The sequence below is a fragment of the Bacillus sp. J41TS8 genome (genome assembly GCF_018333035.1).
GTDB lineage: Bacteria > Bacillota > Bacilli > Bacillales > Bacillaceae > Bacillus > Bacillus paralicheniformis.
This window is the reverse complement of sequence record NZ_BORF01000005.1, coordinates 1-26,246: the sequence shown is the minus strand read 5'-3', so window position 1 is coordinate 26,246 and position 26,246 is coordinate 1. Positions and strand designations below refer to the sequence as shown.

At 45.9% G+C, this 26,246-nt stretch carries 25 protein-coding genes and 1 pseudogene; 3 read left to right on the top strand and 23 right to left on the bottom strand.

What is annotated here, in order from left to right; translation table 11 throughout:
- Nucleotides 1-98 precede the first annotated feature (98 nt).
- The 10 genes from KI350_RS08705 to KI350_RS08660 form a co-directional block, all read right to left on the bottom strand.
- Entirely contained in the window at nt 99-1,364 is a 1,266-nt protein-coding gene (locus tag KI350_RS08705; protein ID WP_011197766.1) for an MFS transporter, read from the bottom strand.
- Between the two features lie 294 nt (nt 1,365-1,658).
- Nucleotides 1,659-2,573: an oligopeptide ABC transporter permease gene (gene opp4C, locus KI350_RS08700; RefSeq protein WP_043054288.1), complete on the bottom strand. Its 915-nt coding sequence runs from the start codon at nt 2,571-2,573 to the stop codon at nt 1,659-1,661.
- Nucleotides 2,574-2,592: 19 nt separating this feature from the next.
- Nucleotides 2,593-3,543: an ABC transporter permease gene (locus tag KI350_RS08695; RefSeq protein ID WP_011197765.1), complete on the bottom strand. Its 951-nt coding sequence runs from the start codon at nt 3,541-3,543 to the stop codon at nt 2,593-2,595.
- 77 nt (nt 3,544-3,620) lie between these two features.
- Nucleotides 3,621-5,264 (bottom strand): peptide-binding protein, encoded by a 1,644-nt coding sequence (locus tag KI350_RS08690; protein ID WP_106070968.1) that lies wholly within the window; start codon nt 5,262-5,264, stop codon nt 3,621-3,623.
- A 112-nt stretch (nt 5,265-5,376) separates the two neighbouring features.
- Nucleotides 5,377-6,360: an ABC transporter ATP-binding protein gene (locus KI350_RS08685; RefSeq protein ID WP_029326546.1), complete on the bottom strand. Its 984-nt coding sequence runs from the start codon at nt 6,358-6,360 to the stop codon at nt 5,377-5,379.
- Between the two features lie 42 nt (nt 6,361-6,402).
- The gene (locus tag KI350_RS08680; protein WP_003180594.1) at nt 6,403-7,377 is read right to left on the bottom strand and encodes an ABC transporter ATP-binding protein; all 975 of its coding nucleotides are present in this window, start codon (nt 7,375-7,377) and stop codon (nt 6,403-6,405) included.
- A 191-nt stretch (nt 7,378-7,568) separates the two neighbouring features.
- Nucleotides 7,569-8,357 carry a DUF2268 domain-containing putative Zn-dependent protease gene (locus tag KI350_RS08675; protein ID WP_025808298.1) on the bottom strand — a complete coding sequence of 263 codons (789 nt, stop codon included), beginning with the start codon at nt 8,355-8,357 and terminating at the stop codon, nt 7,569-7,571.
- 208 nt (nt 8,358-8,565) lie between these two features.
- Nucleotides 8,566-9,159: a hypothetical protein gene (locus KI350_RS22985; protein ID WP_223254838.1), complete on the bottom strand. Its 594-nt coding sequence runs from the start codon at nt 9,157-9,159 to the stop codon at nt 8,566-8,568.
- 274 nt (nt 9,160-9,433) lie between these two features.
- Nucleotides 9,434-10,672, bottom strand: a complete 1,239-nt coding sequence (gene fabF / locus KI350_RS08665) for a beta-ketoacyl-ACP synthase II (protein ID WP_003180590.1) — start codon at nt 10,670-10,672, stop codon at nt 9,434-9,436.
- 21 nt (nt 10,673-10,693) lie between these two features.
- Entirely contained in the window at nt 10,694-11,632 is a 939-nt protein-coding gene (locus tag KI350_RS08660) for a beta-ketoacyl-ACP synthase III (RefSeq protein ID WP_003180588.1), read from the bottom strand.
- A gap of 168 nt (nt 11,633-11,800) precedes the next feature.
- On the opposite strand from KI350_RS08660, the gene KI350_RS08655 reads away from it, so the two are divergent.
- Nucleotides 11,801-12,043, top strand: coding sequence for a hypothetical protein (locus tag KI350_RS08655; RefSeq protein WP_003180586.1), 243 nt, complete (start codon nt 11,801-11,803; stop codon nt 12,041-12,043).
- 52 nt (nt 12,044-12,095) lie between these two features.
- On the opposite strand, the gene KI350_RS08650 is transcribed toward KI350_RS08655, so the two are convergent.
- The 4 genes from KI350_RS08650 to KI350_RS08635 form a co-directional block, all read right to left on the bottom strand.
- Nucleotides 12,096-12,281: a ComZ family protein gene (locus tag KI350_RS08650; RefSeq protein WP_011197761.1), complete on the bottom strand. Its 186-nt coding sequence runs from the start codon at nt 12,279-12,281 to the stop codon at nt 12,096-12,098.
- A gap of 10 nt (nt 12,282-12,291) precedes the next feature.
- On the bottom strand, nt 12,292-13,245 hold the full coding sequence (locus KI350_RS08645; RefSeq protein ID WP_035338963.1) for a BMP family ABC transporter substrate-binding protein: 954 nt from the start codon (nt 13,243-13,245) through the stop codon (nt 12,292-12,294).
- 85 nt (nt 13,246-13,330) lie between these two features.
- Nucleotides 13,331-13,906, bottom strand: coding sequence for a hypothetical protein (locus KI350_RS08640; RefSeq protein ID WP_035338965.1), 576 nt, complete (start codon nt 13,904-13,906; stop codon nt 13,331-13,333).
- Nucleotides 13,907-13,992: 86 nt separating this feature from the next.
- Nucleotides 13,993-14,727, bottom strand: coding sequence for a hypothetical protein (locus KI350_RS08635; RefSeq protein ID WP_035338967.1), 735 nt, complete (start codon nt 14,725-14,727; stop codon nt 13,993-13,995).
- A gap of 231 nt (nt 14,728-14,958) precedes the next feature.
- Here KI350_RS08635 and KI350_RS08630 point away from each other — a divergent pair, with 231 nt between their 5' ends.
- Nucleotides 14,959-15,153: a YjzD family protein gene (locus KI350_RS08630; RefSeq protein WP_009328851.1), complete on the top strand. Its 195-nt coding sequence runs from the start codon at nt 14,959-14,961 to the stop codon at nt 15,151-15,153.
- Between the two features lie 63 nt (nt 15,154-15,216).
- Here KI350_RS08630 and KI350_RS08625 read toward each other — a convergent pair whose 3' ends face one another.
- A complete protein-coding gene (locus KI350_RS08625) occupies nt 15,217-15,396 on the bottom strand; it encodes a YjzC family protein (RefSeq protein ID WP_003180573.1) in 180 nt (59 codons plus the stop codon).
- Between the two features lie 181 nt (nt 15,397-15,577).
- Between KI350_RS08625 and KI350_RS08620 the strand changes: the two genes are divergently transcribed.
- The gene (locus KI350_RS08620; protein WP_020450925.1) at nt 15,578-16,390 is read left to right on the top strand and encodes an undecaprenyl-diphosphate phosphatase; all 813 of its coding nucleotides are present in this window, start codon (nt 15,578-15,580) and stop codon (nt 16,388-16,390) included.
- A 37-nt stretch (nt 16,391-16,427) separates the two neighbouring features.
- Here the strand turns inward: KI350_RS08620 and argF are convergent, their stop codons facing one another.
- From argF to KI350_RS08580, 8 genes and pseudogenes are all read right to left on the bottom strand, one after another.
- The gene (argF, locus tag KI350_RS08615) at nt 16,428-17,378 is read right to left on the bottom strand and encodes an ornithine carbamoyltransferase (protein WP_020450924.1); all 951 of its coding nucleotides are present in this window, start codon (nt 17,376-17,378) and stop codon (nt 16,428-16,430) included.
- Nucleotides 17,366-20,455: a carbamoyl-phosphate synthase (glutamine-hydrolyzing) large subunit gene (locus KI350_RS08610; RefSeq protein ID WP_106070964.1), complete on the bottom strand. Its 3,090-nt coding sequence runs from the start codon at nt 20,453-20,455 to the stop codon at nt 17,366-17,368. The genes argF and KI350_RS08610 overlap by 13 nt, the downstream gene beginning before the upstream one ends.
- Entirely contained in the window at nt 20,448-21,512 is a 1,065-nt protein-coding gene (locus KI350_RS08605) for a carbamoyl phosphate synthase small subunit (protein WP_020450922.1), read from the bottom strand. The genes KI350_RS08610 and KI350_RS08605 overlap by 8 nt, the downstream gene beginning before the upstream one ends.
- Before the next feature lie 68 nt (nt 21,513-21,580).
- Nucleotides 21,581-22,738 (bottom strand): acetylornithine transaminase, encoded by a 1,158-nt coding sequence (locus KI350_RS08600; protein WP_020450921.1) that lies wholly within the window; start codon nt 22,736-22,738, stop codon nt 21,581-21,583.
- Nucleotides 22,735-23,511 carry an acetylglutamate kinase gene (gene argB / locus KI350_RS08595; RefSeq protein ID WP_020450920.1) on the bottom strand — a complete coding sequence of 259 codons (777 nt, stop codon included), beginning with the start codon at nt 23,509-23,511 and terminating at the stop codon, nt 22,735-22,737. Before argB ends, KI350_RS08600 begins: the two co-directional genes overlap by 4 nt.
- Nucleotides 23,512-23,524: 13 nt before the next feature.
- Entirely contained in the window at nt 23,525-24,745 is a 1,221-nt protein-coding gene (gene argJ, locus KI350_RS08590; protein ID WP_050820921.1) for a bifunctional ornithine acetyltransferase/N-acetylglutamate synthase, read from the bottom strand.
- A gap of 19 nt (nt 24,746-24,764) precedes the next feature.
- The gene (gene argC, locus KI350_RS08585; RefSeq protein WP_103749048.1) at nt 24,765-25,802 is read right to left on the bottom strand and encodes an N-acetyl-gamma-glutamyl-phosphate reductase; all 1,038 of its coding nucleotides are present in this window, start codon (nt 25,800-25,802) and stop codon (nt 24,765-24,767) included.
- A gap of 247 nt (nt 25,803-26,049) precedes the next feature.
- Nucleotides 26,050-26,246, bottom strand: a pseudogene (locus tag KI350_RS08580) (IS5/IS1182 family transposase); the annotation flags it as partial.

Sequence of the window (26,246 nt, the reverse complement as noted above, 5' to 3'; positions counted from 1 at the left end):
AATCCCTCAGCTTTTTATTTCATATTCTTCGGATCAAGCGTATCGCGGAGTCCAGACAATGGGCAAAATCATGATGACTGAATGAAGCAATTCACACATTATTTATTCAACACGTTTGTAAAAAAGCTGTATTCTTTAGCGTTTATTTTTTCTGATGAAGGAATTGATCTTAAAGAAGACTGAAACACCCAATAAACAGATACAAACAGCATGGCAATTCCTCCTATAAAGAAAACCTTATCGCTGCCGATCAATGACGCGGTAAACCCTCCCAGCAAAGATCCAAAAGGAGCTGCTATGCTTGTCAAACTTGCGATAAAAGAAAAAACTCTCCCTATAAACTCTTCCGGCAGTATGCTTTGCAAAATGGACATGAAAATGACGTTTGTCACGCCGATGGATATTTGAGACAAACCAAATAAAATAATCGATATGTATGAAGAGGTGGCGATCGCCGAAATACTCCATAAAACCCCTGAAATGAAAAATCCGTATATCGTAAGTGATCCTATCGCGAATCGGCCAAACACTGTTGCGAATATTGAACCTAACAGTAAACCGCATGACATGGAAGCCAAATAATATCCATAGTATTCTTCTCCTCCTCTAATCGAAGAGAAGCTTGGCAAAATCACAATCGTCGCACTAAGCATGAAGTTAGAAATCATCGAGCCCAAGAGGATTTTTGGAATGAGGGAATGACGAATGAGTGTAAATCCCTCTTTTATATCCGTTGTATAATTGTGTATGACTTTTTTGAAGTGGAATCGGGGCTTATGTTCTATCTCATTTTTTTGTTCTAATTTTACGCACTTAAAAAACAGCGCCGCTAACAAAAAAGTGAAAGAGTCAACTAAGTATATGCTTATAGCTCCTGCCGAAGCAATCACAATACCTGCAATACCAGTAAATATAATATCTGTACCTTGATATGAAAATGACATAAGTGAGTTTGCTTTAACTAGATCTTGACTTTTGATTATTTTAGGCAGTGCGGCAGATTGCGCAGGATAAGTAAATTGCTCAATGAATACGATAAGAGGCATAATCATCATGATGATCCAAATGTTCAAATATCCAATGAAATAAAAAAGCGGAATAATCAACACCAAAATAGCTTGGATGAGTTGACTCCAAACCAAAACTTTATTTAATCTGACTTTATCAACAATCGGACCTGTTAAAAATTGCAAAACAGTTGGGAACATCGTCAAAAAACCAGCTAATCCGGAATAAAATGTACTTTTTGATAAATCAAACACAAGCCACATTGCCGCAACTGTATACATACTGTCCCCAATATTGGTTACCAAACGCCCTAATATCAAAAATAAAAAGTTTTTATTTTTCAATACGCTTAACATCGTTAAAACCTCTATTCATTTAACAAAGCGATTTATTTTTTTGCTACAGCACCCATTTGTTCATCTAACAGTTCCAAAAGATCTTCAGGAGTTGGAAGACCTGCTTCTGTTTGAACAAAGTGAGATACCAAAGATTTACGAATGATGATTACCTTTGGTACCTCATTTATGAAAGTGTTCTTTATCGACTAACAGGAAACATTCGTTCAATGTCCACCACATAGATTCATTGAAAGCTAAATTTATGAACCTTCCATTTTGTTAATATATTGCCCCTAAAATACGCTGCACAGATCATTTAATATTCTTCGGATCAAGCGCATCGCGGAGTCCGTCGCCTAAGAAGTTAAAGCACAGCACAGTGAACAGGATCATCAGGCCCGGGAACAGCGGATACCACCACGCCTGGATCATGATCGTAAAGTTCTGTGCATCCTGAAGCATATTGCCCCAGCTTGCCATCGGCGGCTGAACCCCGAATCCAAGATAGCTTAATGCCGATTCCGCAAGGATTACGGTACCGACGGAAAGCGTCGCGGCAACGATAATCGGCCCCATCGCATTCGGAAGGATGTGAGAAAAAATAATTTTGTAATTTCTTGTGCCGATCGTTTTCGCCGCCAAGACGAACTCCCTCGACCTCAAGGACAAAAACTCGCTCCGGACGAGGCGCGCCGTCGTCGTCCATCTCGTTAAGGCGAATATTAAAATCAGTTTATCTATGCCCGGCTGGAAGATGGTGACCAGCGTGATTAACAGAAAGATGTCGGGTATGGATAACACAATATCCACCAGCCTCATCATAATAGCGTCGATTATTCCGCCAAAGTAGCCGGCGATTGCGCCGACCACCGTACCTATCGTAATCGATCCAAGTACAGAGGCAAAGCCTACAAGTAAAGAAACCCGAGCCCCATAAAGTAAACGGCTGAAAATATCTCGGCCAAACTTGTCTGTTCCCATTAGATGTTCACCACTTGGCGGTTTTAGCTTATTCAGAAGGTTTTGCTGTTCTGGCGGGTATGGAGCGATCACCGGAGCAAAAATCGCTGATAGGATAATAATAAATAATAAAACTCCTCCAATTACCGCCAGCTTGTTTTTATAAAACTTTTCAAAAAAGATTTTTGTCATTGTCTCGGGCTTTGGGGCGACATTTTCCTGCAATGTGATCTCCGGCGAAGGTGTCGATGGATTTGGCTGTGTCATGAATCAATTCCCTCCTTCATTAATACTCAATCCGCGGATCGACCATTGCATAAAGAATATCCGCAACTAAATTCCCAATGACAACAAGTGTGGCTGAAATAACTGTCATTGCCATAATGACAGGATAGTCCCTCTGGAAAGCAGAGTCGACAAACAGCTTTCCAAGTCCTGGCCAACTGAAAATCTGTTCAGTAACGACAGCTCCGCCGATGAAAGAAGGAATCATCAAACCAAAGATCGTAATAACCGGAAGCAAACCATTTCGAAGCCCGTGCTTGTACACGACGCGATTTTCTTTAAAACCCTTTGCCCTCGCCGTCCGCATGTAGTCTTGCCTGAGCACATCAAGCATGCTCGATCTCGTGTAGCGGGTGAGTCCCGCCATATCTGCGGTCGCCAGGACGAATGCAGGCAAAATTAAATGATGAATGCGATCCCATAAACTAAAATCAGCATTCAGAGTCATGACGCCCCCGGTTGGAAACCATCCTAAATTGACAGCAAGAAACATGATTAGAATCAGTCCAAGCCAAAAATTTGGGACGGCAAGACCGATAAATGATGTGAATGTGATGCCATAATCCAATTTAGAATATGGCCGCCTAGCTGAAAGCACTCCAAGCGGGATCGATATGAGGAGAGCCAAAATGGTTGAAACGAGCATTAACAATAACGTATTCGGCAGTCTCGCCATAATCAAATCGGTCACTGGCGTTCCTTTTCTAACGATTGAAGTACCGAAGTCGCCTTGAACCATATTTCCGAGCCACTTTAAATATTGAACGTGTTCAGGTTCATCCAACCCGTATTTTTCAATGAATTTTTCGCGGTCTCCCGCGCTGATGGTCGGATCCATCATCAATGCCATTGGATCTCCCGGCGCTGCTTTCATAATCGCAAATGACAAAATCGTAATGCCAAATAATATTGGAATCGACATGAGCGTCCTTCGAATGATATATGTAATCATTTTTTATCCCCTTTTTTAAAAGTCATTAAGAATGAAGGGAAGGAAGCTGCAAGCTACACTTCCCTCAAGGGATTCTGTTATTTTTGATCCAGCCACCAGTCTTCGGCTTTATAGAAATCTTCTTTCGGATGGAAGACGTAACCTTTCATATTTTTTGGCATCGCTCTATGGTAGTTCGTATAATACAAGAATGTATATGGCTGATCTTCCGCCAGAATTTCGTAAATATCTTCATACGCCTTTTTATATTCTTCACGATCCTTCAACGTTTTAGCTTCATCCAGCAATTTATCAAGCTTTTTATTTTGATACCAAACATAGTTTAGTCCTTTTTCAGCTTCTTTCGAATGGAAAATGTTGCTCTGATCAGGGAACGTAGCAAGGCTCCAGCCCATGATCATCGCATCAAAATCCCAATTCGGCGGATTCATTTGTTCAATTAAAGCACTCCATTCAACAATCTGCGGTTTTGCTTGAATACCAATTTCTTTTAATTGTTGCTGAACAACAACCGCGAGGTCTTCACGTGTTTTGTTTCCTTGGTTCGTTTTAATAACGAAAGAAAACTTTTTGCCGTCCTTATCTAAAATCCCATCACCATCTGAGTCTGTCCATCCAGCTTCTTTGAGCAGTTTTTTTGCTTTCTCTGGATCGTATTCAAACGTTTTAAACTTATCTTTGTTATCCGGATAGTTCCATGAAAGCGGGCTTTCCGGGATGTTCGCGATTTCCCCATCTCCATCTAGAACTTGGTCAACGAGCGCCTGGCGGTCAAGCGCATGTGTCAGCGCTTGGCGAACCTTTTTATCCTTAAACAGCTCATTTCTTTCGTTCCAGCCGATATACGTATAATTCAAACCTAAATCGGTTTCCATCTTCACATTGTTAAATTTCTCGGCCGTTTTATAGTCTGGTCCTGGTGTAACGACCAAGTAATCGACATCTCCAGCTTGCAGCTGTGACAGCGCTGCATTTGAATCCGGAATAATTTTATACGTGATCGAATCTAAATGAGGACGCCCGGCATAATAATCATCAAAAGCCTCAACCTTTACATATTGTCCTTCTTTCCATTCTTTAAATTTAAACGGTCCTGTTCCAATCGGATTCTTTCGATTGAATTCGTGTTCACCGAGTTTGCTGATTGGGACATCTTTTAAAATGTGCTTAGGCAGAATACCGTAACTGGCAAGTGTAACATTGTAAAAATACGGATCCTGCTTCTTTAATTTAAACTGCACTTCATATTTACCTTTTTTCGTGACAGACTCTATCATTTTAAAGTTTGAGCCGCGTTCTCCAACGTATTCATCACTCATCGGAATGCTGTAAGTAAAAACGACATCGTCGGCTGTCATTTCTTCACCGTCGTGAAACTTGACACCTTCTTTTAGCTTCACATCGAATGTTAACCCATCCTCCGATTCCTTTACTTCATCAGCGAGTTGGTTTTCCACTTCAAGTTTCTCATTAACGTCTAACAAAGTGTTGTAGATCAGTCTTTCAATATCTGAACTTGCTGTATCAGTTGAATACAGTGAATTAAACAGCGTCGGTTCACCTGTGGATCCAGCAATCAGATCTCCGCCCTGCTGCGGCTTCCCGTCAGATTTGCCTTCTTTTTCATCCCCTCCGACTTCGCCGCTGTTGCAGGCCGTTAGAAAAATCGATAAGATCAGCAGCAAGCTTAAAATTGAAAATCCTGTTTTGCGTTTATTCATTTTATGAATTCCCCCTTATTAAACTGTTGTCCTTCTTTCCACCCGATTGACCCCCGTTTTTTAAAGAAGACATTCCCCCTCTCAAGGATTTAATATGTGACGGCCTTCCCCTTTATTCGTAAAGGTGACATGCCACGAAATGGTTTGTTTTCACTTCCTTGAAAGCAGGTTCGACTTCCGCGCAAATCGCTTTTGCGGCCGGACACCTCGTATGAAAGACACAGCCTTTCGGAGGGTTGGCGGGACTCGGCAGCTCGCCTTTTAAAACGATTCGCTCCCGCTTTGTTCCGCCTTTCTTCCTAGTGACGGGAACGGCGGACAGAAGCGCCTGCGTGTATGGATGAAGCGGGTTGCCGTACAGCTCATGCTTGTCTGTCAGCTCCATCATTTTGCCGAGATACATGACGCCGACCCTGTCGCTGATATGGCGGACGACGCTCAAGTCATGGGAAATGAACAAATATGTCAGATTGAATTCTTCCTGAAGCTCTTCCATCAGGTTGATCACTTGAGCCTGGATTGACACGTCCAATGCGGATACCGGTTCATCGGCGATAATAAGCTCCGGATTTAAAGCCAGCGCCCGCGCGATTCCGATCCGCTGGCGCTGCCCTCCGGAAAATTCGTGGGGATAGCGGTTCGCAAACGACGGGTGCAGCCCGACCTTAGCCAAAAGCTCTTCGGCTTTTTCGTTGCGCTCTTTGAAATTGTACATATGATGCGTGTTGAAGGGTTCTTTGATGATGGAACGCAGCGTTTTTCTCGGGTTCAGTGAGGCAAACGGATCTTGGAAAACCATCTGGATGTTTTTGCGGACACTCTTTCTCAACGCTTCTTCCGACAAACTTGAAATGTCGCGGCCTTTGTAAAAGATCTGTCCTGCCGTCGGTTTATAAAGGCGGATCATCGTCCGTCCGGCGGTCGACTTTCCGCAGCCCGATTCACCGACAATGCCGAGCGTTTCGCCGCGTTTAAGCGAAAAGCTGATGCCGTCCACCGCTTTGACGTCGCCGATTTTTTTCTGAAATATCCCTGAGCGGATCGGAAAGTACTTTTTGACATCTTTCAGCTCCAGAAGGGATTCTTGCGGGTTCATTTCCTGTCCGGGCTGTAATCGTTCAGCTGATGAAGTCATCCCTTATTCTCCCTCCTCATATAAAAAACATCTGACAGACCGGCCGTCCGGACGCGTCTTCAAGTCCGGCTGCGCGCCCCAGCATTTGTCGCCCGCACTTGGACACCTCGGAGCAAACCGGCAGCCGGCCGGAAGGTTGTCAGGCGTCGGCACATTTCCTTTAATGGCTGTTAATTTTTCAATGGAGCCTTCAATAACAGGGATGGAGTTTAACAGTCCTTTTGTGTAGGGATGCAGGGGTTCATCGAATAGTTCATCTACTGTGGCATTTTCAACAACTTGTCCGCAATACATGACGATCACGCGGTCCGCAATTTCGGACACAACGCCGAGATCGTGGGTAATGAGAAGTATGGAGGTATCGAATTTGTCGCATAGGTCTTTCATCAGTTCCAGCACTTGCGCTTGAATGGTGACGTCAAGCGCTGTAGTCGGTTCATCCGCGATGAGCAGCTTCGGATTGCAGCTTAAGGCAATGGCGATCATCACCCTCTGCCTCATGCCGCCCGACAGGCGGTGCGGATATTCTTTCATCAGCTCGCCTGCCCTCGAAAATCCGACAAGCTTTAATAATTCTACCGCTTTTTTGGCAGCTTCTTTTTTCGATAGCTTTTTATGATAGATCAGCACCTCTGTGATTTGTTCGCCGATCGTCAAAACCGGATTGAGCGAGGTCATCGGCTCCTGAAAAATCATCGAGATTTCATTTCCGCGGATCTTGCATAAATCTTGTTCTTTGTATGTAACGAGATCCCGTCCTTCGAGCTTGATGGAACCGTTCATGATCTTTCCGCCCGAGCCCTCGACGAGTCCCATGATTGACAGAGACGTGATGCTTTTACCGGATCCCGATTCACCGACCAGCGCCACGGTTTCTCCTTTTTTGATTGAAAAATCGACGCCGTCCACTGCGGGTATCGGCTGTTTTTTTCTGAAAAAATAAGTTTTTAAGTCATTGACTTCCAGCAATGCGCTCATCCAGATTCCCCTTCCATAGACCAGAAGTTAAATATTACGAAAAACTAATATATTACTTTTTTAGAATTTTCTTAATATGACTGAATTATCTTAAAATTTTATAGTTGTATATTATTACATAATCATTACAAAAGCAAGGAGTTTTTTTATTTTTTGTAATAATATTAATTTAATCCCATAATTTTAGTATTTTAAAGCGATAGCTTTATAAAGTCTTCTGACGGGAAGGATAAAATGTCGGCAACCTTCAAATTTCGAGCCGATAAATATTTTTTTACAATACTGTAACCGACAGCATATCCGAGCATGTCGGGGTAATGCCCTTTTCCAAATAAAATATTGGAGAATAGTCGGCTATCATGTCGGCGCAGCTCGAAATGAGGCTTTACGAACCGATCCTGAAAATGACGAAGCTGTTTTTCGGAGTAATATGACGTCCATGCAGCTGTTTCGGCTTCCCCCAACCGTTCGAAAACGGCATATTCCGCGATGCCTTCGAGAATGATTGTATCAAGCAGCGTCATCTTTTTTTCTTCTTTCGGCATATTTTCTAACCGGCAAACGTGATTATATTCGTGTGTCATGATCGCAGAAATCGATGAACGGGGAAGATCGGCCGATAAAAACAAAAATAATTTGTCGCTGAACGCAAGGCCTGATTTCGAGCCGAATTCGACGCGGATTTTGCGGTTTCTTTCATCGACCGGCAGGATGAAAATCGGAACATCCGGCCCATTCCATCTCATTTGCAAAATCCTTTCTTCCTGCTCTACCGCTTGAAATATATCGTTTTTTTCAAGTGACGCCATGGTCTGCAGAGCATCCGGCCAAAAGCGAAACATTCCATGTGCTTGAAGGTGTTCGATCAATGATCTACTTGCTGATTTGGAAGATCCTTTGAAATAGTGCAGGAGGCGCTCGGCTAACTCTTTCATTGATGAAGCCTTCTTCATCCATTCATTTGTTTTTTCGATACTCACCATAATCACTCCTTTTCAAACGTATTTTATGCAAACACCAAAAAGCGGCTACCATCTAAAATGATAGCCGCCGTTTAAATAATGACTTATGGTGATTTCAGGATTGTTTGAACAGGGTGATAAAGTCACTAAAAGTTAGACCCAAAAAAAGCTTGTCGTTGAAACAGGTTTTCCGACTTGGGCCACAAGATGTTACTCTTAAGTAAATTTAATTGGCTATTGATTTTGCTTCTTCGGGGAAAAGCGTTTTAATGACATCTGACGTCTCGTGTGTATATTTAGACTGTTGAATGACATTCATATTATGTTGCAAAGCAGCTGTAATTAACTCTCTTGCCGAATTAGAAACCGAATTATACAGTGAATTGAAATCATTGTTTTCTAATGCTTCTACAGCCTTTTCTTCTGCGTTAATATATGTTAAATGATCGATGCATTGTATGACATTTTGAATTCCACGAACTCTTATTCTAAAGATTTCCTTCATTTCTTTCTCATCATACATGATCTCTTCATATTTTGTTTCAAATTTTTTAGTATTGTGAGGATGCATTTCAAGTTCTCTGTGTTGAACATCAACTAGAAGGTATCTTGCGTGTTTTAATTTTTTAAAACCTTCTTTAATTGCAGCAATGGCCTTCACTTTGTCACCTGCAAAATAATATTCACCTGCTCTATCAAACTCAATTGCCCCCAGATAAACTTCTACCAGAGATTCTTGCGCCCTAACTGCCAATGCCTCAGCCTTTGATTTCATTGCAGGAACTTTTGAAGTTCTGCAATTATTTGCAACAACTCCCATAAAATCACTCCTATGTTATTTTTTTACTTACATTAAATATATTACATAAAATGGTCGTTTTTTTCAACTCAATATCTGTAAATTGAAATTTTTTACTGAAGATACCTTGGTTAAAAATCGCCCCCTGGTTCCTATCTGAACGCCCATATTTTCAAATTATGAAAAACTATAAACATCTTAGTCTTTTTAGACTGCAAATACTTTTAAGTCTGCGGAAAGAGGATGACAAAATAAAAACGGCCACCATCTAAAATGGCAGCCGTTTTTATTGCGGTTATTCATATTTTTTGAAAATCAGCGTTGCGTTGTGTCCGCCGAAACCGAGCGAGTTGCTGAGCACAACATTTACGTCCTGGCGGCGGGCTTGATCCGGTACATAGTCCAGATCGCAATCTTCATCAGGCGTTTCGATATTGATTGTCGGAGGAATGATGCCTTCCTTAATGGCAAGGACGGAGAAAATCGCTTCGATGCCTCCGGCAGCCCCGAGCAAGTGCCCTGTCATCGATTTTGTCGAGCTGACGGCAAGCTTGTAGGCATGCTCTCCGAACACTTCTTTAATGGCGATCGTTTCAAATTTATCATTGTACGGCGTGCTTGTTCCGTGCGCATTGATATAATCAATGCTATCAGGAGACAGACCCGCATCTTTGATCGCTTCTTTCATGGCTCTGACGCCGCCTTCCCCATTTGGCGCAGGAGCCGTGATATGATAGGCGTCTCCCGTTGATCCGTAGCCGACCACTTCCGCGTAGATTGTCGCTCCGCGGTTTAACGCGTGCTCAAGCTCCTCAAGAACGACGATTCCCGCTCCTTCTCCCATGACGAAGCCGTCGCGGTTTTTGTCAAACGGGCGGCTTGCCGTTTTCGGATCCGGATTAGTGGAGAGCGCTTTATTGGCGGAAAAGCCGGCAAACGACATTCTTGTAAGCGGGGCTTCCGTTCCGCCGGAGATCATGACATCTGCATCGCCGCGCTGAATGACTTTAAAGGCGTCGCCGATTGAGTTCGTACCCGTCGCGCAAGCCGTCACCGTACAAGAGTTGACCCCTTTTGCACCGAGAGAAATCGAAATCTGGCCGGTCGCCATGTCAGGAATCATCATCGGTACAAAGAACGGGCTGACGCGCCGCGGTCCTTTTGTTAAAAATGTTTCGAACTGCTGTTCAAGCGTTTCAAGGCCGCCGATCCCAGAACCGACCCAGACGCCGACCCGGTCTGCGTTGCTCTCGTTAATGTCGAGCCCCGCGTCTTCCACGGCCATTTTCGCCGACACAACGGCATATTGTGTGAAGCGGTCCATTTTCCTTGCGTCTTTTTTATCCATGTAATCTTCTATCTTAAAATCTTTCAGTTCCGCAGCTACTTTAGCTGGATACTCGTCCGCGTTCACCCTTGTAATCGGGCCGATTCCGGATACCCCGTTAACCGCGTTGTTCCAGCTCGTTTTGACGTCATTACCAAGAGGTGATAAAGCTCCTAATCCGGTAATGACTACTCTTTTACTATTCATAAGTTGCACCTCACCTTTCTTTTAGCGGCCCCAGCGCATGGCGATGGCTCCCCATGTCAAACCTCCGCCGAAGCCGACCATCACAATGACGTCACCGTCTTTTATTTTACCAGCTTCAAGCTCTTCCACAAGAGAAATCGGAATAGAAGCAGCTGATGTGTTTCCGTATTTATGAACCGTTTTAGACATTTTTTCGACTGGAAGCTCCAAACGTTCGCGCGCCGCTTCCATGATCCGGATGTTGGCTTGATGCGGCACCAAAAAGTCGACATCCTCTTTGGATAATCCGGCTTTTTCAATGACATTCACACTGGATTCACCCATTTGGCGGACCGCAAACTTGAACACTTCTCTGCCATTCATGATTGTATGATCTTTTTCATCCAAGTACAAGTGCTTTCCGCCTCTGCCGTCTGCACCGAGCTCAAAAGACAAAATCCCTTTATCGTCGCTGACAGGCCCGACAACTGCGGCGCCCGCTCCGTCTCCGAACAGAACAGCGGTATTGCGGTCATCCCAGTCCGTAATGCCTGAAAGCTTTTCAACTCCGATGACAAGCACATGCTTATACGTCCCGGCTTCGATAAACTGTTTTCCAGTGACTAAACCGTACATAAAACCGGCGCACGCTGCGCTGATATCCATTGCACAGGCATTGAATGCACCGAGCTTTTCTTGAATCATGCAGGACACTGTCGGGAATGCCTGGTCAGGAGTAACGGTGGCGACGAGAATCATATCAAGATCTTCCGCCTCGATGTTTGCGTCTTCCATCGCTCTTCTAGCGGCGGCCACAGCCATGTCGGATGTTTTCTCATCTTCAGCTGCGATTCTTCTTTCTTCTATGCCTGTTCTTGTACGAATCCACTCGTCAGAAGTTTCAACCATTTTTTCCAAGTCGAAATTGGTCAGCACCTTTTCAGGGATGTACCGGCCGATTCCAATAATTCCAGCTTTCATAGGAAAGACTCCTTTATTCATGATTTTTTCCAACTAATGTTATGAGTTATTATTAGTATCTGGTACTAATCCTACCCTATTTTTTTTTAGTTGGCAATATATTCGTCTAATCTAGCAGACCAAAACATTCATATAGTAGTGATATATATGAAAAAGGAGGGATGAAGAGTGGCGAACGACGATTTTTTCACAAAAATGATGTTTGGCGCAAACGCACCCGGCAGGCATGAAGAGACGGAGACGGATGCGGAAGCGGAAACCGCCGAAGACGCTGAAGTATCCCAAGAAGCCGATTATATGCACGTGTTGAATCAGGTTGGAGAAATTATGGATTCGCTCGATGAGCTGAAGCCTGTGTTTAAAGAAATCGGCTCAATGGTCAGCGCTTTGAAAAATAAGATTTCCATATAAAAAAGCCACTTCTTCTGAAAAGTGGCTTTTTAAGCGTTTGCGGGCGTTTAAGTCAGGCGTCTGAACCGGCTTCCGCTTTACCGAGCTCGTAAGCCTCGGCCATCACTTTCGTAAACAAGTTCATGAATGGCTCAAGCATTTCCGGGGAAAGTTCGATTCCCGCTTTCTCCATCTCTGCTTTCGCTTCCGGAACGTACTTCATGGCAATTTGCAAAAATTCCATTGATTTTTCGTGCATCTTGATCACCTCAATGTTCGTTTGGCAGTTTGTTTGTTTTTTTGTATTCGTCAATCAGCCGATTCATCTTTTCTTGAAATGACTGATCGACAACAGGGCTGAATTCTCCCATTTCGATGACGCCGTCTTGAATGTCAAATGAGCGCTTGCCGCCTTTAAGCGTTCCTTTATTAAACTCGTCGGCGGTGAGTTCATAAGCGTCATCTACATGCTGCATAGTGCTTGTCAAAACGACATTCTCACCCAATTCCGACTGGTCGCTTACATAGCCGATAGCGTACAGCCCGTCCTTTTTGATTTGTTCAATGACAGGGACATTATACCCGTCTCCGGCCGGATACACAACATCCGCGCCTGCCTTCTTCATTTTTTCATACAGTTTGACGGCATTTTCGCTGTCGTCCCACTGGCCGACATATTCTGTCATCACCTCAATGTCCGGATCGAGGTATTTAGCCCCTTCGGAAAATCCTTCTACTTCAGGCTGCCATTTATACGTTGCGAGCACGCCGATTTTCTTTGTTTTTGACTGATGGGCCGCCGTCATTCCGCCGAAGAACCCCATCGCTTCTCCTTCAAGCGATATGCTTGTCACATTTTGGTGGTCGGCTTTCGAGTTCATTAAAACAAAATGAATATCAGGATAATCTTTGCATATCTCATTAAAGGCTTTTTCATATTCGCTTCCGTGCCCGTAGATGAGGTTGACGCCTTTTTTGTGAAAATCTTCTACAGCCATTTTAATGGCAGCGTCATTATCGATTCCCTCTTTATAATAGACGTCGACATTGTAGACGGATTGTATTCTTAATAATCCTTTATATCCTTTGGTTCCCCATACTTGGTCATTTATCGTATCAGGGACAAGCAAACCGACTTTTTCAATTTTCCCTTTCAGCGGCGATTGTCCGCAGCCGCTTAGCGCCAGGAGAATGAAAAAAATCGCGACAAGCCTGTACACCATGCCATGTTCAACTCCCTTTCGAAAAAACAGCAATTCAAATCTATCTTTATTGTATCCTTTCAAGTGTAAATTAGGAAGATCTTTCTTATTTTTTGTCGAAAAATGTAGACATTTGTCTGATCCATTCTTCAATGATCTCATCGGCTTTATCGTATGGCGTCTTCTGTACAAACTGCAAATCTGAAAAATCTTTTTCAACAGCACAGGCAGCGGCTTGTGCGGCCGCGTCGTTCACAAAAAGCGCTCCGTCCCTGTTTTGTTTATCCTCTGCCCTGACGTCCCACGGACCGAACAGATCCGGAAGCACGATCAGTTCAACACCCTTTTCCTCCATGCCGGCGCGTAAATCATCTTCGAATTGTTCCTGGTAGACAAACAGAATAACAGGCTTGTTTTCAACGCCTGCAGCCAGCGCTTCTTCCGGCACTGAGCCTGTGTATTGGATGAAGACTTGTTCGTACGGGGCTTCAAGCTCTTTTTCGATGAGACGGAAATGCTCGTTTCTTCCCAGCCACATCAGCCGCTCTTCGAGATACATCAGCTTTTTTTCGTCGCTTGTCTGTTCCAGCTTTACATCTATGTCAACACCCTCTTCAAGTAGATGTTCACAAAATGAAAGGCCGAAGAACTCATCTGCTCCATATACAAGTGCCGGCTTCATTCGATGGACCACCTTTCGTTTCAGCTTTTTTTACCAAGCAAAAAACAGCCCTTTTCATCATTTTCGGGCTGCTATTATTCTATTCTCTATAAGACTTTTTCATGCGTTTTGAAAAAGTTCGCGATTGCTGAATGAATGCGCTGAGGATGTTCGGACAGGTGCAGGGTAAGCCCCACGCTGTGACGGCCTTTAAGCTGGCGCTCCTCAAACGTTTTGGCATGGATCATATACGGATACGGTGAGCCGTTCAGTCTTTGCCAAATATGAACGGGTACGAGATTGTGATAAGGGGATATGCTTTTGAACGGATAATCGGCTGCCTCCCGCTCCGTAATTCCGTAGCTTTCGGCAATTTCTTTAATAAACTGTTTGTAGAAAAACTTGTTTTCTTTTTCTCGTTTATGATGAGCCTGAAGATCGAGGCAAGGATTAACCATCGCTGCAGAACGTATTTGGTTCGGGATCGAGCGAAGGAGCTCATCTGCAATGAGGGCCCCTGTGCCTTCCGCCAATAGATGAATTTTTTCATTTAAAATCTCTTGTTTGAACACGTAATGAATCAGCTGTTTGGCGTATGCAACCGCTTTTTCGGAGCCCCAGTGCCTGCCGAACAAATTGCTGTTTACCAGGGTATAGCCTTTGTTTCTCAGGCTCGTTAGAAGCTGATTTCTTCCGTAATGCTGAAGCCAGAAGCTCGAATCTTCCCCGACAAAATGGTTCCGGTCGCCGAAAATGAACACCAGAAAACCGTTCGGCTTGTACGGAAGATGAACCACGTTCCATTCTGAATCCATTTGAAAAAAACGTTCGGTTATTTTCATCACTTGCCTGCCTCCTTCCTGCCGTAATCTGCTCATTATTTTATGTCGTACGTGCAGCAAACGAATAAGGAAAAGTCCCAGTCTTCATGATGAAAAGTAAACTTTAATGAAATACCCTTTCTGATATTTCTGAAAACAGAGTTGAAAGCCCTGTCTTGTTCACTAAAATGTCTTTTCCAGCTGGCTATGTATATGGTATGATAAGTTTTAGAATTGAATGAGAAGGACGAGGTGGGAAACGTGCGATTTGTGGTCGCTTTTTTCTGGACATTTCTTTTGACGCAGATGGCCTGCTATATTGTCGGCGCCATGAACGGTGCTGGGTATGACCTTCAAACCAGTGTCATTATGGGCTTTATCATCACCGCAGCCGTTATTGTTCTTGGAGAAATTATGCCTGTTAAACAGGATGCAAGTCAACATTAAAACCCCGGCTTTTGAAAGCGGGGTTTTTTGCTTTAGACAGACAGCCGTCCGACGGCTGTTTTTTTAAGGCTTTCTTTTATATGTCCAGAGCCGGTTATGGTTGGAGGTTTCAGGGAAGAACTCGCCGGCGCTCAATTTGATTTGTTGAGGGTTCTGAACCATGCTTCCCGTTTCGCCGATCTCCACATACACTCCATTATTGGGCGCTTTTTGGCCCGGCCGGAATTGACGCTGCTGTCCCATTTGCTTCACTCCCTTTTATTATTAGATTGCCCCACTCTCCCAAAAAACATGTCGATTTTATCTTTACATCTGTTTGCTTTGTATAGTTTAATGAGAAAAGTGTTCCGAAAATTAAAACGAACCGCCCGTTCATTCCGTCTTTTAAAAGGGCGTCACAACTTGTGGGAAACGGAGGAGTATCATGGATTTTTTAATGTTGATCAAGTATATCCTTTTAGGGTTGCTTCAGGGACTCACAGAGCCGATTCCTGTTTCTTCAAGCGGCCACTTGGTGCTGGCACAGCACTTTTTAGGCTTGAACATTGAAGGCTTCAGTTTTGAGCTTTTAATGAATGCCGGTTCTTTAATTGCCGTATTGCTCGTCTATAAAAACGATATTTTCAGGCTGGCGGTAAACGGACTGTCTTATGTCACATCAAAAAATGAAAAAGGAAAAGCGGACTTCAGGTTTATCATCTATCTGATCATCGCCACGATTCCTGCCGGTGTCATCGGTGTTTTATTTGATGATGAGATTTCGGCTTTCTTTAAAGACGGCGTCCGGATCACCGCGGTTACTTTGCTGATCACGGGTCTGGCATTGTTTCTCATTCGCAATTTGCGCGGCCGCAAAAACGACGGCGAAATCAGACTGAGAGACGCCGTGATCATCGGCTTGTCGCAAATGGTTGCACTTGTTCCCGGCATCAGCCGTTCGGGAGCGACGATCGTCCCTGCGATGGCGCTCGGCCTCAAATCTGAAACCGCGCTCAGGTTTTCATTTTTACTGTACATACCGGTCAGTCTTGGCGGGACCATTTTAAGCATTACCGATATTTTTCATGATCCGCGTTTAGGGGAGCTTTTCCTTCCTTATTTGTTTGCGTTCATCGCATCGATTATCGCTACATACTTTTCATTGCGCTGGTTCATGAATATTATGGCGAAAGGAAACTTGGTTTATTTCTCGATTTACTGCTTTGTCATCGGCATCGCCGTTTTGATATTCGCCTAAAAAAACAGCTGATCAATTGTGATCAGCTGTTTTTTATTTAAGATAACAGTGCTTTTAATAAAGCTTTTTGGACGTGCAGGCGGTTTTCAGCCTGCTGGAATACCGCTGAATTCGGGCCGTCGATGATCTCTGCGGTGACCTCTTCTTCCCTGTGGGCAGGAAGGCAGTGCAGAAAGACGTAATCCGGTTTGGCATGGGAGACAAGCGCTCTGTTGACCTGATAAGGAGCAAAGATATTCATCCGTTCTTCGGCTTCTTTCTCTTGGCCCATGCTTGTAAACACATCAGAATAGATGACATCCGCTTGTTGAACGGCTGACACGGGGTCATTTGTGATTGTGACGGCCGCTCCGGACTCTTCGGCGAATCCCTCGGCCAGTCTTACCACTTCCTGATTCGGCTCATACCCTTCAGGCGAAGCAACCGTAATGTCGCATCCCACTTTCGCACAGCCGATTAACAGCGAATGCGCGACATTGTTTCCGTCTCCAACATAAACGGCTTTCAGCCCTTTTAATGTTCCTTTCGTCTCTTGAATCGTCAAGAGGTCACTAAGCGCCTGACACGGATGAAAAAGATCGGTCAATCCGTTGATCACGGGAATCTCGGCGTGCTTGGCAAGCTCTTCGACTTTTTCGTGTTCGAATGTGCGGATCATAATCGCGTCGACATAACCCGAAAGCACTTTCGCGGTATCTGCGATCGTTTCCCCTCTGCCCAGCTGCATGTCTTTACTGCTTAAAAACAGGGCGTTTCCGCCGAGCTGCGCCATTCCGGCTTCAAACGATACGCGCGTTCTCGTCGACGACTTTTCAAAGATCATCGCCAATGTTTTTCCTTTAAAGATGTCTTGAATTTTATTTTGCTTCATCGCTGCTGCCTCTTTCAGCAAATAAACGATCTCTTCTTTTGAAAAGTCTTTCAGGCTTAAAAAATCCTTACCCGTCAGATTGATTTCCCGGGTCGCCCCGATGTTTACAGTAGACATGTCTCCACTTCCTTTTTATATAAATCTTTAAGCGACACGGCTTTAGTCGTTCCATGCCCGCTCGTCAAAAATGCCCGCACCGTCTCTTCCTCTGTCATCACCGCCACACCGTGGGTGACGGCTTCCATTCGCTGCTTGCTCGCCTCTTTTGATTCGGCTAAATGGATGTGCAGCGCTTTGTCTTTCCGTTTGATCCAGCCTGGAAAATCGTCCGACTGTACGGTGAAACCCGCCTGTTCTGCGAGAGAACGAAGCTCGCCGGCCCCTTCCATGTAAATGCAGCCTTTCGTTTGCCAGATTCCCGCAAAGATTTTCTTCAGGGCGCTTTCCGGATTGAAGCCGACATACATGCCTTCTCCGGTCGATTTCATTTCCGGTCCAAGCTTCAAATCGACATCCTGAATAGCGTGCGATGAAAAGACCGGAAACTTCACGGCAACGCCGCGTGAGTTTTTGGCGGCAGGGTTCAACTCTTTGAGTGACGAACCGGCCAACAGCTGCGCCGCAAGCGGGATCATCGGAACCCCCATCACCTTGCTGACAACCGGAACCGTCCGGCTCGCCCTCGGATTGACTTCAAGGATGAGCAGTTCATCCGCGTCCGCTATAAATTGAATGTTCATAATACCTTTAAATCCGAGCTTGCGGACGATTTTTGCGGAAGCATCCCGCGCGGCGCTTTTCATCTCCGGAGTGACCGAAGGCCCCGGCAAAATCGCGTAGCTGTCACCTGAATGCACGCCCGCTTTTTCAATATGCTCGATATAAGTCGGGATGTAGAGATCGTCGCCATCGCTGACAAGGTCGATTTCAAACTCTTTTCCCGATACGTATTGATCGATCAGAATCGGGTAAGGCATTTGCGACGCTCCGCCCAGCAGCTCTCTGAGCTCTGCTTCGGAGTGAACGATCATCATGCCCATGCCGCCGATCACATATGACGGCCTGATCAGCACAGGATAGCCGATTTCGTTTGCTTTCTGCACCGCTTCCGCTTTTGATGAAGCCGTTTCTCCTTTAGCATGAGAAATGCCGAGCTCGTCAAGAAGCTGATAAAATTGATCACGGTCTTCAAGTATGTCAAGGGTTTCCGATGATGTCCCAAGCAGGGTGATGCCCGCTTTTTCAATCGCTTCAGCCACATTGATGGCGGATTGGCCGCCGAATTGAACAATCGCAAAATCGATATCTTCCGCTTCAGCGACATTGAGAATATGCTCGGGTGTAATCGGTTCAAAGTACAGGCGGTCTGCCATTTCATAATCCGTGCTGACGGTTTCCGGGTTGTTGTTCAGCATGATCGTTTCAAACCCGAGGTTTTTCAGCGTCATGACGCCGTGCACGGCGCTGTAGTCAAACTCGACTCCCTGGCCGATCCGTATCGGGCCGGAACCGATGATCAGGGCGCGCTTTTTCGTTTTTTGAGAGATGTCTCCGTCGCTTTTCCCAAAATACGTCGAGTAAAAATAGTTTGTCTTCGCATCAAATTCAGCTGCGCATGTATCGACGATTTTAAAGGATGCGGCTATGCCCATTTTCTTGCGGAACGCGCGCACTTCTTCTTCCGTCTTTCCGGTGAGGGAAGCGATCGTAAAGTCGGTAAATCCCTTTTCTTTTACCTTTTTCAAAAGGCTGACGGACAGCGCGTCTCCCTGTTCCATCAACATGTTTTCCAGCTGAATGATATTAGAAAACACATGAAGGAAATAGTTATCGATTTTCGTTTTCTCGTGTATCTCGCTGATGGAAGCCCCCCTGCTCAGCAGCTCCATGACCGCAAAGAAACGGCGGTCATCAGGAGTCTCAAGCAGCTTCCACAACACTTCTGAAGATGCGCCGCCAAGTTCGGGCAAATGGGTTCCTGACGTTTTCAGCTCAAGGGATGCGACCGCTTTTTGCAGGGCCGCTTCAAGATTGCGGTCAATCGCCATGACTTCTCCCGTCGCTTTCATTTTCGTGCCGAGCTTACGGTCGGCTTGTTTGAATTTGTCGAACGGCCAGCGCGGAAATTTGACGACGACATAGTCAAGAGCAGGCTCGAAGCTGGCGTATGTCGAATCTGTGAGCGGATTTTTCAGCTCGGCAAGCGTGTAGCCGACAGCCAGTTTAGCCGCCATTTTTGCGATCGGATAGCCGGTCGCTTTTGAGGCGAGCGCCGATGAACGGCTTACTCTCGGATTCACCTCGATGACATAATAATTTTTGCTTTCCGGGTCCAGGGCGAATTGAATGTTGCAGCCGCCGACGACATCGAGCGCGGAAATGATCTTTAAGCTGGCAGAACGAAGCATTTGATAATCCGCATCCGTTAATGTCTGCGACGGGGCGACAACGATCGAATCCCCCGTATGGACGCCGACCGGATCGATGTTTTCCATATTGCAGACGGTAATGCATGTATTGTTTCTGTCACGCATGACTTCGTATTCGATTTCTTTAAAACCGGCAATGCTTTTTTCGACAAGACATTGGTGAATCGGGCTTGCGAGGAGGGCGCTTTCGATTAAAGGCAGGAACTCCTCTTTCGTCGCCGCGATGCCGCCTCCTTTTCCGCCCAATGTATAGGCCGGCCGCACGATAATCGGAAAACCGATTGAGAGCGCAAAACGAAGCGCATCATCTTGATTGTCAACAATTTCTGAATCCGGCACAGGTTCGTTCAGCTCCTTCATCAAGGCGCGGAACTTTTCCCTGTCTTCGCCCTTTTCGATCGTATCAACAGATGTTCCAAGCAGCTTTACCCCGTATGTTTTAAGAATGCCGGCCTTTTCGAGCTCGACGGCCAAATTCAGCGCTGTCTGTCCGCCCAGATTGGCGAGCAGTCCGTCCGGTTTTTCGCGCTTGATGATTTGTGTGAGGCTTTCCACTGTCAAGGGCTCAAAATAGATTTCATCTGCAAAAGATTCATCGGTCATGATGGTCGCCGGGTTGCTGTTGACAAGAATCACCCGGTAGCCTTCGCTTTTCAGCGCCATGCAGCCCTGGGTTCCGGAGTAGTCGAATTCAGCGGCCTGCCCGATGATAATCGGCCCCGACCCGATAACGAGAATGCTTTTGATGGTTTGATCTTTAGGCATGGGCGATCTCTCTCCTTGCTTCGTTCAATTTCTGCAAATATTCGCCGAATATCCACTCGCTTTCAGCCGGTCCCGGATGGGCTTCCGGATGAAACTGAACGGATATGACAGGCAGTGTTTTATGCATCAGCCCTTCTACTGAACCGTCGTTGACATGATAAAATCTGACGGAAAATTCATTTTCGCTGATGGTGTCCCGATCGACGACATAGCTGTGGTTTTGGCTTGTCATGAACACGCGTCCGGTCTCTTTGTCCATGACCGGATGATTGGCTCCCCTGTGGCCGAACGGAAGCTTATACGTGTCGCTTCCGAATGCGAGCGCGATCAGCTGGTGCCCGAGACAGATGCCGAGAGTCGGATAGGAAGAGATGATATCCCGGAGTGCATCCATATATGGAAGGATCGCTTTCGGATCGCCCGGCCCGTTTGAAAGGACGATCCCGTCCGGATTCAGCTTTGAAATGCCGTCCATCTCTTGATAGGGAACGACCGTTACTTTGCAGCCCCGGTTTGCAAGCGATGAAGCGATCGACTTTTTATAGCCGAAATCGATCACCGCAATATGCGTATTGCCTTCCCTAAAGGCGCCGTTTTCGTTTTGTCCGGCAACCTGTGCCGCATAGTTTTCCAGCTGGCGCGGAGCCGGAATGCCGTCCTTTTGTTTCGTCAGTCTGGCATTCAGCGTCCCCTTTGCCCTGATATGCTGAACAACCGCTCTTGTGTCCACGTGCGATAAAAGCGGAACATCCCACTTCGCCAAGTATTCCCGAAGGCTTTCTGTCGCCTGATGATGGGAAAACCTGTCGCACGCTTCATAGACGACAACCCCTTTCACCTGAGGCCGTTTGCTTTCATCATCGCTTTCGTTTATTCCGTAGTTGCCAATCAGCGGGTACGTAAAGACAATAATCTGGCCTTTATAAGAAGGGTCTGTCAAAACCTCCTGATAGCCGGTCATGCCCGTAAAAAAGACGACTTCACCGGTGCAGCCGTCAAGACCGTCCAGTTCACCGCTGAAGGATGTACCATCTTCAAGAACTAAATATCCTTCCATCTTATGCCCACCTTTGATGAATAAATAATGATATTCATGAATTTTTATACTTACATATCGAAAAAAAATTACTGTTTTACAGCTGAATGATCTGCCATGACAGCTTTCAGTTTTTCCACGGCCGCTTTGATTTCACTTTTCGCAACCGTCAATGGCGGCAGAAGTCTGATGACGTTCGGACCCGCGGGAAGAACGAGCAAACCTTCCTTTTGAAGCGCTTCGATCAGCGGCTGTACAGGTTCCTTGCACTCGATTCCGGCGATCAGCCCTTTCCCGCGGATATCTTTTACAAGCGGAAATTGAAGCTTTTCTTTCAGCTGTTGATGCAAAAAAGCTCCTTTGGCGCTCACTTCTTCAAGAAAGCTGCTTTCAAAAATGGTCTCCAACGTGGCGTTTGCCGCAGCCATCGCCAGCATGTTCCCTCCGAATGTCGAGCCGTGGGAACCCGGAGAGAACGCTTCTGAAAGCTCTTTTTTCCCGATCACGGCTCCGACCGGAAAACCGCTGCCCAGTCCTTTCGCGACGGTGATGATATCAGGTGACAGCCCTTCGTATTCATATCCGAAAGCTTTACCGGTGCGTCCAATTCCTGTTTGAACTTCGTCGACGATAAGGAGAGCCTGCTTATCGCGGCAAAAATCTTGAACGCTCTGCAGAAATTCCCTGCTCGCAGGGATGACGCCGCCTTCGCCTTGAATCGGCTCGAGCATCACTGCCGCGATATCTTTTTCATCCTGCAATTCGGCAAATGCTTTCGGCTCGTTGTAAGGTAAGTAGTGGAATCCTTCAAGCATCGGTCCGAATCCGAGCTTGATCTTTTCCTGTCCGGTTGCGGCCATTCCCGCATACGTGCGTCCGTGGAACGATTGCTGAAACGTTATGATTTTTGTTTTTTGTGTATGTTTTCGGGCGAGCTTTACCGCCCCTTCATTCGCTTCCGCCCCGCTGTTGCAAAAGAAGACGAGATCGCCTGCACTGTTTTTGGCAAGAAGCTGTGCAACCTTTTCTTGAAGCTCATTTTGAAACAGATTGGAAACATGCCAGACATCATCAAGCTGTTTTTTGACAGCAGCTGTCACTGAATCGGGGCAATGCCCGAGATTGCAGACCGCGATTCCCTGGACGAAATCAAGATAAGCGTTCCCCTTCTCATCCTGAACGATCGTGCCTTTCGCTTTTTTAATATTGATATTCCAGCGGCTGTACGTCTGAAATAAATGACTCACGATACGGCCTCCTTTTGTTTAATGATTTTCGTGCCGATGAAATCGTCTTTCGTGAGGAAAGATCCTTTTCCGCTCACGATCATCACTTCATCCACTTCATCTGTGAGGGCTTCTTTTGCAGAATGCACTTTTGGTATCATGCCTCCCGAGATCACGCCTTCAGCAATCAGGCTTTCGATGTCTGCCGGCGTCAGCTCTTTCAGCATTTCTTCGTTTTTCATAATCCCTTTAACGTCTGTCACAAACATTAATTTGTCAGCGTGCAAGGCTGCCGCAACAGCCGACGCCGCCAAATCGGCGTTCACATTCAAAGTCTCACAGCCATCCGTCATCGAGAGGGGGGCGATAACCGGAATAAAGCCTTTTTCCATGAGCGCTTCGGCCATTCGGCCGTTTACTTTTTTAATGCGCCCGACCTGACCGTATTCTTTTTCATTTAAATAGTCGGCAAGGAGCAGTCCCCCGTCTTTTCCTGATACTCCGACAGCCGGAAGGCCGTGCTTTGTCAGCTCGGCAACGAAAAATTTGTTGATCGAACCGGATAAGACCATTTCAGCGACTTCAAGAACCGCTTTTGTCGTCTTGCGCTGTCCGTTGACGAATTCGCTTCGAATATTGAGTTTCTTCAGCATCTTTGTAATATCGGGCCCGCCCCCGTGGACGAGTGCGATTTTCCAGCCGCTTTCGGTCAGCTCTTTCAGATTTTGAAAAAATTCGTCCGATAGTTCGCGGATGACGCTTCCGCCGCATTTAAAAACGATTGTTTTATCCATTGTGATCCCCTTTTTACGTCCGATAGCTTGCATTGATTTTGACGTATTCATAAGTTAAATCGCAGCCCCAAGCCGTACCCTTTCCGTCACCTTCCTGCAAGCGAACCTCGATTTTCACTTCGCTGTTTTCTAAATATGTTTTGGCCAGCTCTTCTGAAAACGGCTGCGGTTCGTTATTTTTAAAAAGGCATTGGCCGCCCAGGTAGATTTCTACCTTCTCCGGTGTCACAGCAGCCATGCTGTCTCCGATCGCGACAATGATTCTGCCCCAGTTCGCATCCGTTCCGTAAACCGCGGTTTTTACAAGGTTTGAGCCGACGATTTTTTTGGCGATGATTTGCGCTTCAAGATTGCTTTTCGCACCGTTCACTTCAACCTCGATCAGCTTTGTCGCCCCTTCCCCGTCTCTCGCGATTTGTTTGGCGAGGTCTGTGCAGGCAAGCTGCAGGCCTTTTTTGAAAACCGGCCAATCTTCGTGTTCTTCATGGAGGCGCTCATTTCCGGCGCATCCGTTCGCCATGACGAGCACCATATCGTTAGTCGATGTGTCGCCGTCGACTGTGATCTGGTTGAATGAAACGTCCGTAATTTCCCTTAATGCCCTTTGCAGCGCGCTTTCTTCGATGCATGCATCTGTTGTGACAAAGCCGAGCATCGTCGCCATATTCGGGTGGATCATTCCCGACCCTTTGGCTGCTCCGCCAATCGTCACTCTTTGACCGCCGATCGTCAGTTCATAGCACGTTTGTTTGATCACCGTGTCTGTCGTTAAGATCGCTTCTTCGAAATCGCCTTCGGCAGGCTCAGTCTCGGCGAGAAGGCTGATGCCTTTTGTAATGCTCTCCATATTGAGGTATTCGCCGATGACGCCGGTTGAGGACACGGCCACCAGTTCCGGCTCGATCCCAAGCATATCAGCGCTTTGGCGGCGCATCTCATATGCATCTTTTAAGCCCTGCTCTCCCGTACATGCGTTGGCATTTGCGCTGTTGACGATGACGGCTTGCAGATGCGCGCTTTTTTTGAGACTTTCCTGCGTCACCTTGATCGGCGCAGCCTGAAAGTGGCTTTGCGTATAAACGGCGGCGCTCACCGCCGGTCTTGAGCTGATGATAATTCCAAGATCCTTTTTTGAATAGCGGAGGCCGCAGTGAACCCCTTTTGCCAAATAGCCTTTAGGCGAAGCGACATTTCCGTCTGTTTTTTTTATGCTGTCTTGACTCACCTGAATCATATGTTTGTTCTCTCCCGTCTTATGGATAAATTGGCGTAAATTCAAGCCCGGCGGTTTCGCTCCAGCCATTCATAATGTTGAAGTTTTGAACAGCCTGACCCGCTGCTCCCTTCATCAAGTTATCGATCACTGACACAATTGTCACTCTGTTCGTCCGTTCATCAACGGTAACGCCGATATCGCAAAAATTGCTGCCGTACACCTCTTTAGTTGCAGGGAACGAACCGGGTTCTCTCACTCTGACAAAGTATGAATCTTTATAAAATTTTGAAAAAATAAGTTGGAGCTGCTCGGCATCCATGCTGTCTTTCAGTTCTGTGTAGATGGTCGCCATAATGCCCCTTGTCATCGGAACTAAATGCGTGCTGAATGTGATCGGTTTAAATGCGGAGTCCCATTGTTTAACAATCTGCTCGATTTCAGGCGTATGCTGGTGTTCGTTTACCTTATATATTTTGAAATTGTCATTGATCTCTGAAAAGTGAGTGCCCATCGACGCCTTTCTGCCTGCTCCCGATACCCCTGTTTTCGCATCGATGATGACAAAAGATTCGTTGATGCTGCCGCTTTTGACGAGCGGCGCCAAGCCGAGAAGAACCGCTGTCGGGAAACAACCTGGATTGGCTATGTACTGCGCCGTTTTAATGTCTTCCCGATTCAGCTCAGACAGTCCGTATACCGCTTTTTGAAGCACGTGTTCAGGCGCGGCTTCCCTTTTATACCATTTTTCATAGACGCTCGGGTTCTGCAGCCTGAGATCGCCGGACAGGTCAATGATCGGTATGTCATATGCATCAAACTGTGGCGTCAGCCGGCTGGATACCCCCGGAGGCGCAGCCATAAATAAAAAATCGATTTCGTTCGAAATTTTCTTTACTTCGATCGGTTGCAGGTGTTGATCTGTCAGTTTCATAAGGTGCGGGTATGCGGCATCATAGCGGGCTCCCTCATCACTCGATGAATACAATATGCATTCATCTGCATAAGGGTGCAACTTCATAATCCTCATAATCTCTGCCCCTCCATAGCCAGTAGCACCTATAATACCTATTTTCAAAACAAGTTCACCTTCTTGGTCTTTGTGAAATTATTTAACATTATAACATGAATAAAAATTAATTCAATTGTATATTTAATATTTTTTGTTCATCTTTCATATTGGTTCTTTCCTCCCGCCGGCGGTCCTTTTTCAGCGGCTTGGTCGTGCTCCGTTCCCATCTTCCCGGATTCTCCGCTTTTCAAACCGGAGAATGTGCCGGCTGGCGTTTTTGCAATAAAAAAAGAACGCTTGTACAAGCGTTCTTTCAGACCGTTGACAAAATAGGTCGGATTTCTATGATCCGACCTATTTTTGTCCATTTTGTTCTATTTTTCCGACGAAAAAGCTGGCGATGAGGACCTTTCCAGGTCCAATTCGCCAGCTTTTTGAGATTCATGGCAGCGAAAACAAGCATCGCCTGCATGGACAATTTTTTCTTACCCCGTAGGGTTGTCCAGCGCA

What these genes read in the sequence shown, in the direction of transcription:
- fabF (WP_003180590.1), bottom strand. Translation starts at nt 10,672, where the DNA reads ATGAATAGTAAAAGAGTAGTCATTACCGGATTAGGAGCTTTATCACCT.
- KI350_RS08635 (WP_035338967.1), bottom strand. Translation starts at nt 14,727, where the DNA reads ATGAAAATAACCGAACGTTTTTTTCAAATGGATTCAGAATGGAACGTG.
- KI350_RS08680 (WP_003180594.1), bottom strand. Translation starts at nt 7,377, where the DNA reads ATGAGCGCATTGCTGGAAGTCAATGACTTAAAAACTTATTTTTTCAGA.
- KI350_RS08650 (WP_011197761.1), bottom strand. Translation starts at nt 12,281, where the DNA reads ATGCACGAAAAATCAATGGAATTTTTGCAAATTGCCATGAAGTACGTT.
- opp4C (WP_043054288.1), bottom strand. Translation starts at nt 2,573, where the DNA reads ATGACACAGCCAAATCCATCGACACCTTCGCCGGAGATCACATTGCAG.
- KI350_RS08610 (WP_106070964.1), bottom strand. Translation starts at nt 20,455, where the DNA reads ATGCCTAAAGATCAAACCATCAAAAGCATTCTCGTTATCGGGTCGGGG.
- KI350_RS08620 (WP_020450925.1), top strand. Translation starts at nt 15,578, where the DNA reads ATGGATTTTTTAATGTTGATCAAGTATATCCTTTTAGGGTTGCTTCAG.
- KI350_RS08625 (WP_003180573.1), bottom strand. Translation starts at nt 15,396, where the DNA reads ATGGGACAGCAGCGTCAATTCCGGCCGGGCCAAAAAGCGCCCAATAAT.
- KI350_RS08695 (WP_011197765.1), bottom strand. Translation starts at nt 3,543, where the DNA reads ATGATTACATATATCATTCGAAGGACGCTCATGTCGATTCCAATATTA.
- argF (WP_020450924.1), bottom strand. Translation starts at nt 17,378, where the DNA reads ATGTCTACTGTAAACATCGGGGCGACCCGGGAAATCAATCTGACGGGT.
- argJ (WP_050820921.1), bottom strand. Translation starts at nt 24,745, where the DNA reads ATGATTCAGGTGAGTCAAGACAGCATAAAAAAAACAGACGGAAATGTC.
- KI350_RS08690 (WP_106070968.1), bottom strand. Translation starts at nt 5,264, where the DNA reads ATGAATAAACGCAAAACAGGATTTTCAATTTTAAGCTTGCTGCTGATC.
- KI350_RS08705 (WP_011197766.1), bottom strand. Translation starts at nt 1,364, where the DNA reads ATGTTAAGCGTATTGAAAAATAAAAACTTTTTATTTTTGATATTAGGG.
- KI350_RS08660 (WP_003180588.1), bottom strand. Translation starts at nt 11,632, where the DNA reads ATGAAAGCTGGAATTATTGGAATCGGCCGGTACATCCCTGAAAAGGTG.
- KI350_RS22985 (WP_223254838.1), bottom strand. Translation starts at nt 9,159, where the DNA reads ATGGGAGTTGTTGCAAATAATTGCAGAACTTCAAAAGTTCCTGCAATG.
- KI350_RS08685 (WP_029326546.1), bottom strand. Translation starts at nt 6,360, where the DNA reads ATGAACCCGCAAGAATCCCTTCTGGAGCTGAAAGATGTCAAAAAGTAC.
- KI350_RS08640 (WP_035338965.1), bottom strand. Translation starts at nt 13,906, where the DNA reads ATGAAGCCGGCACTTGTATATGGAGCAGATGAGTTCTTCGGCCTTTCA.
- argB (WP_020450920.1), bottom strand. Translation starts at nt 23,511, where the DNA reads ATGGATAAAACAATCGTTTTTAAATGCGGCGGAAGCGTCATCCGCGAA.
- KI350_RS08605 (WP_020450922.1), bottom strand. Translation starts at nt 21,512, where the DNA reads ATGGAAGGATATTTAGTTCTTGAAGATGGTACATCCTTCAGCGGTGAA.
- KI350_RS08645 (WP_035338963.1), bottom strand. Translation starts at nt 13,245, where the DNA reads ATGGTGTACAGGCTTGTCGCGATTTTTTTCATTCTCCTGGCGCTAAGC.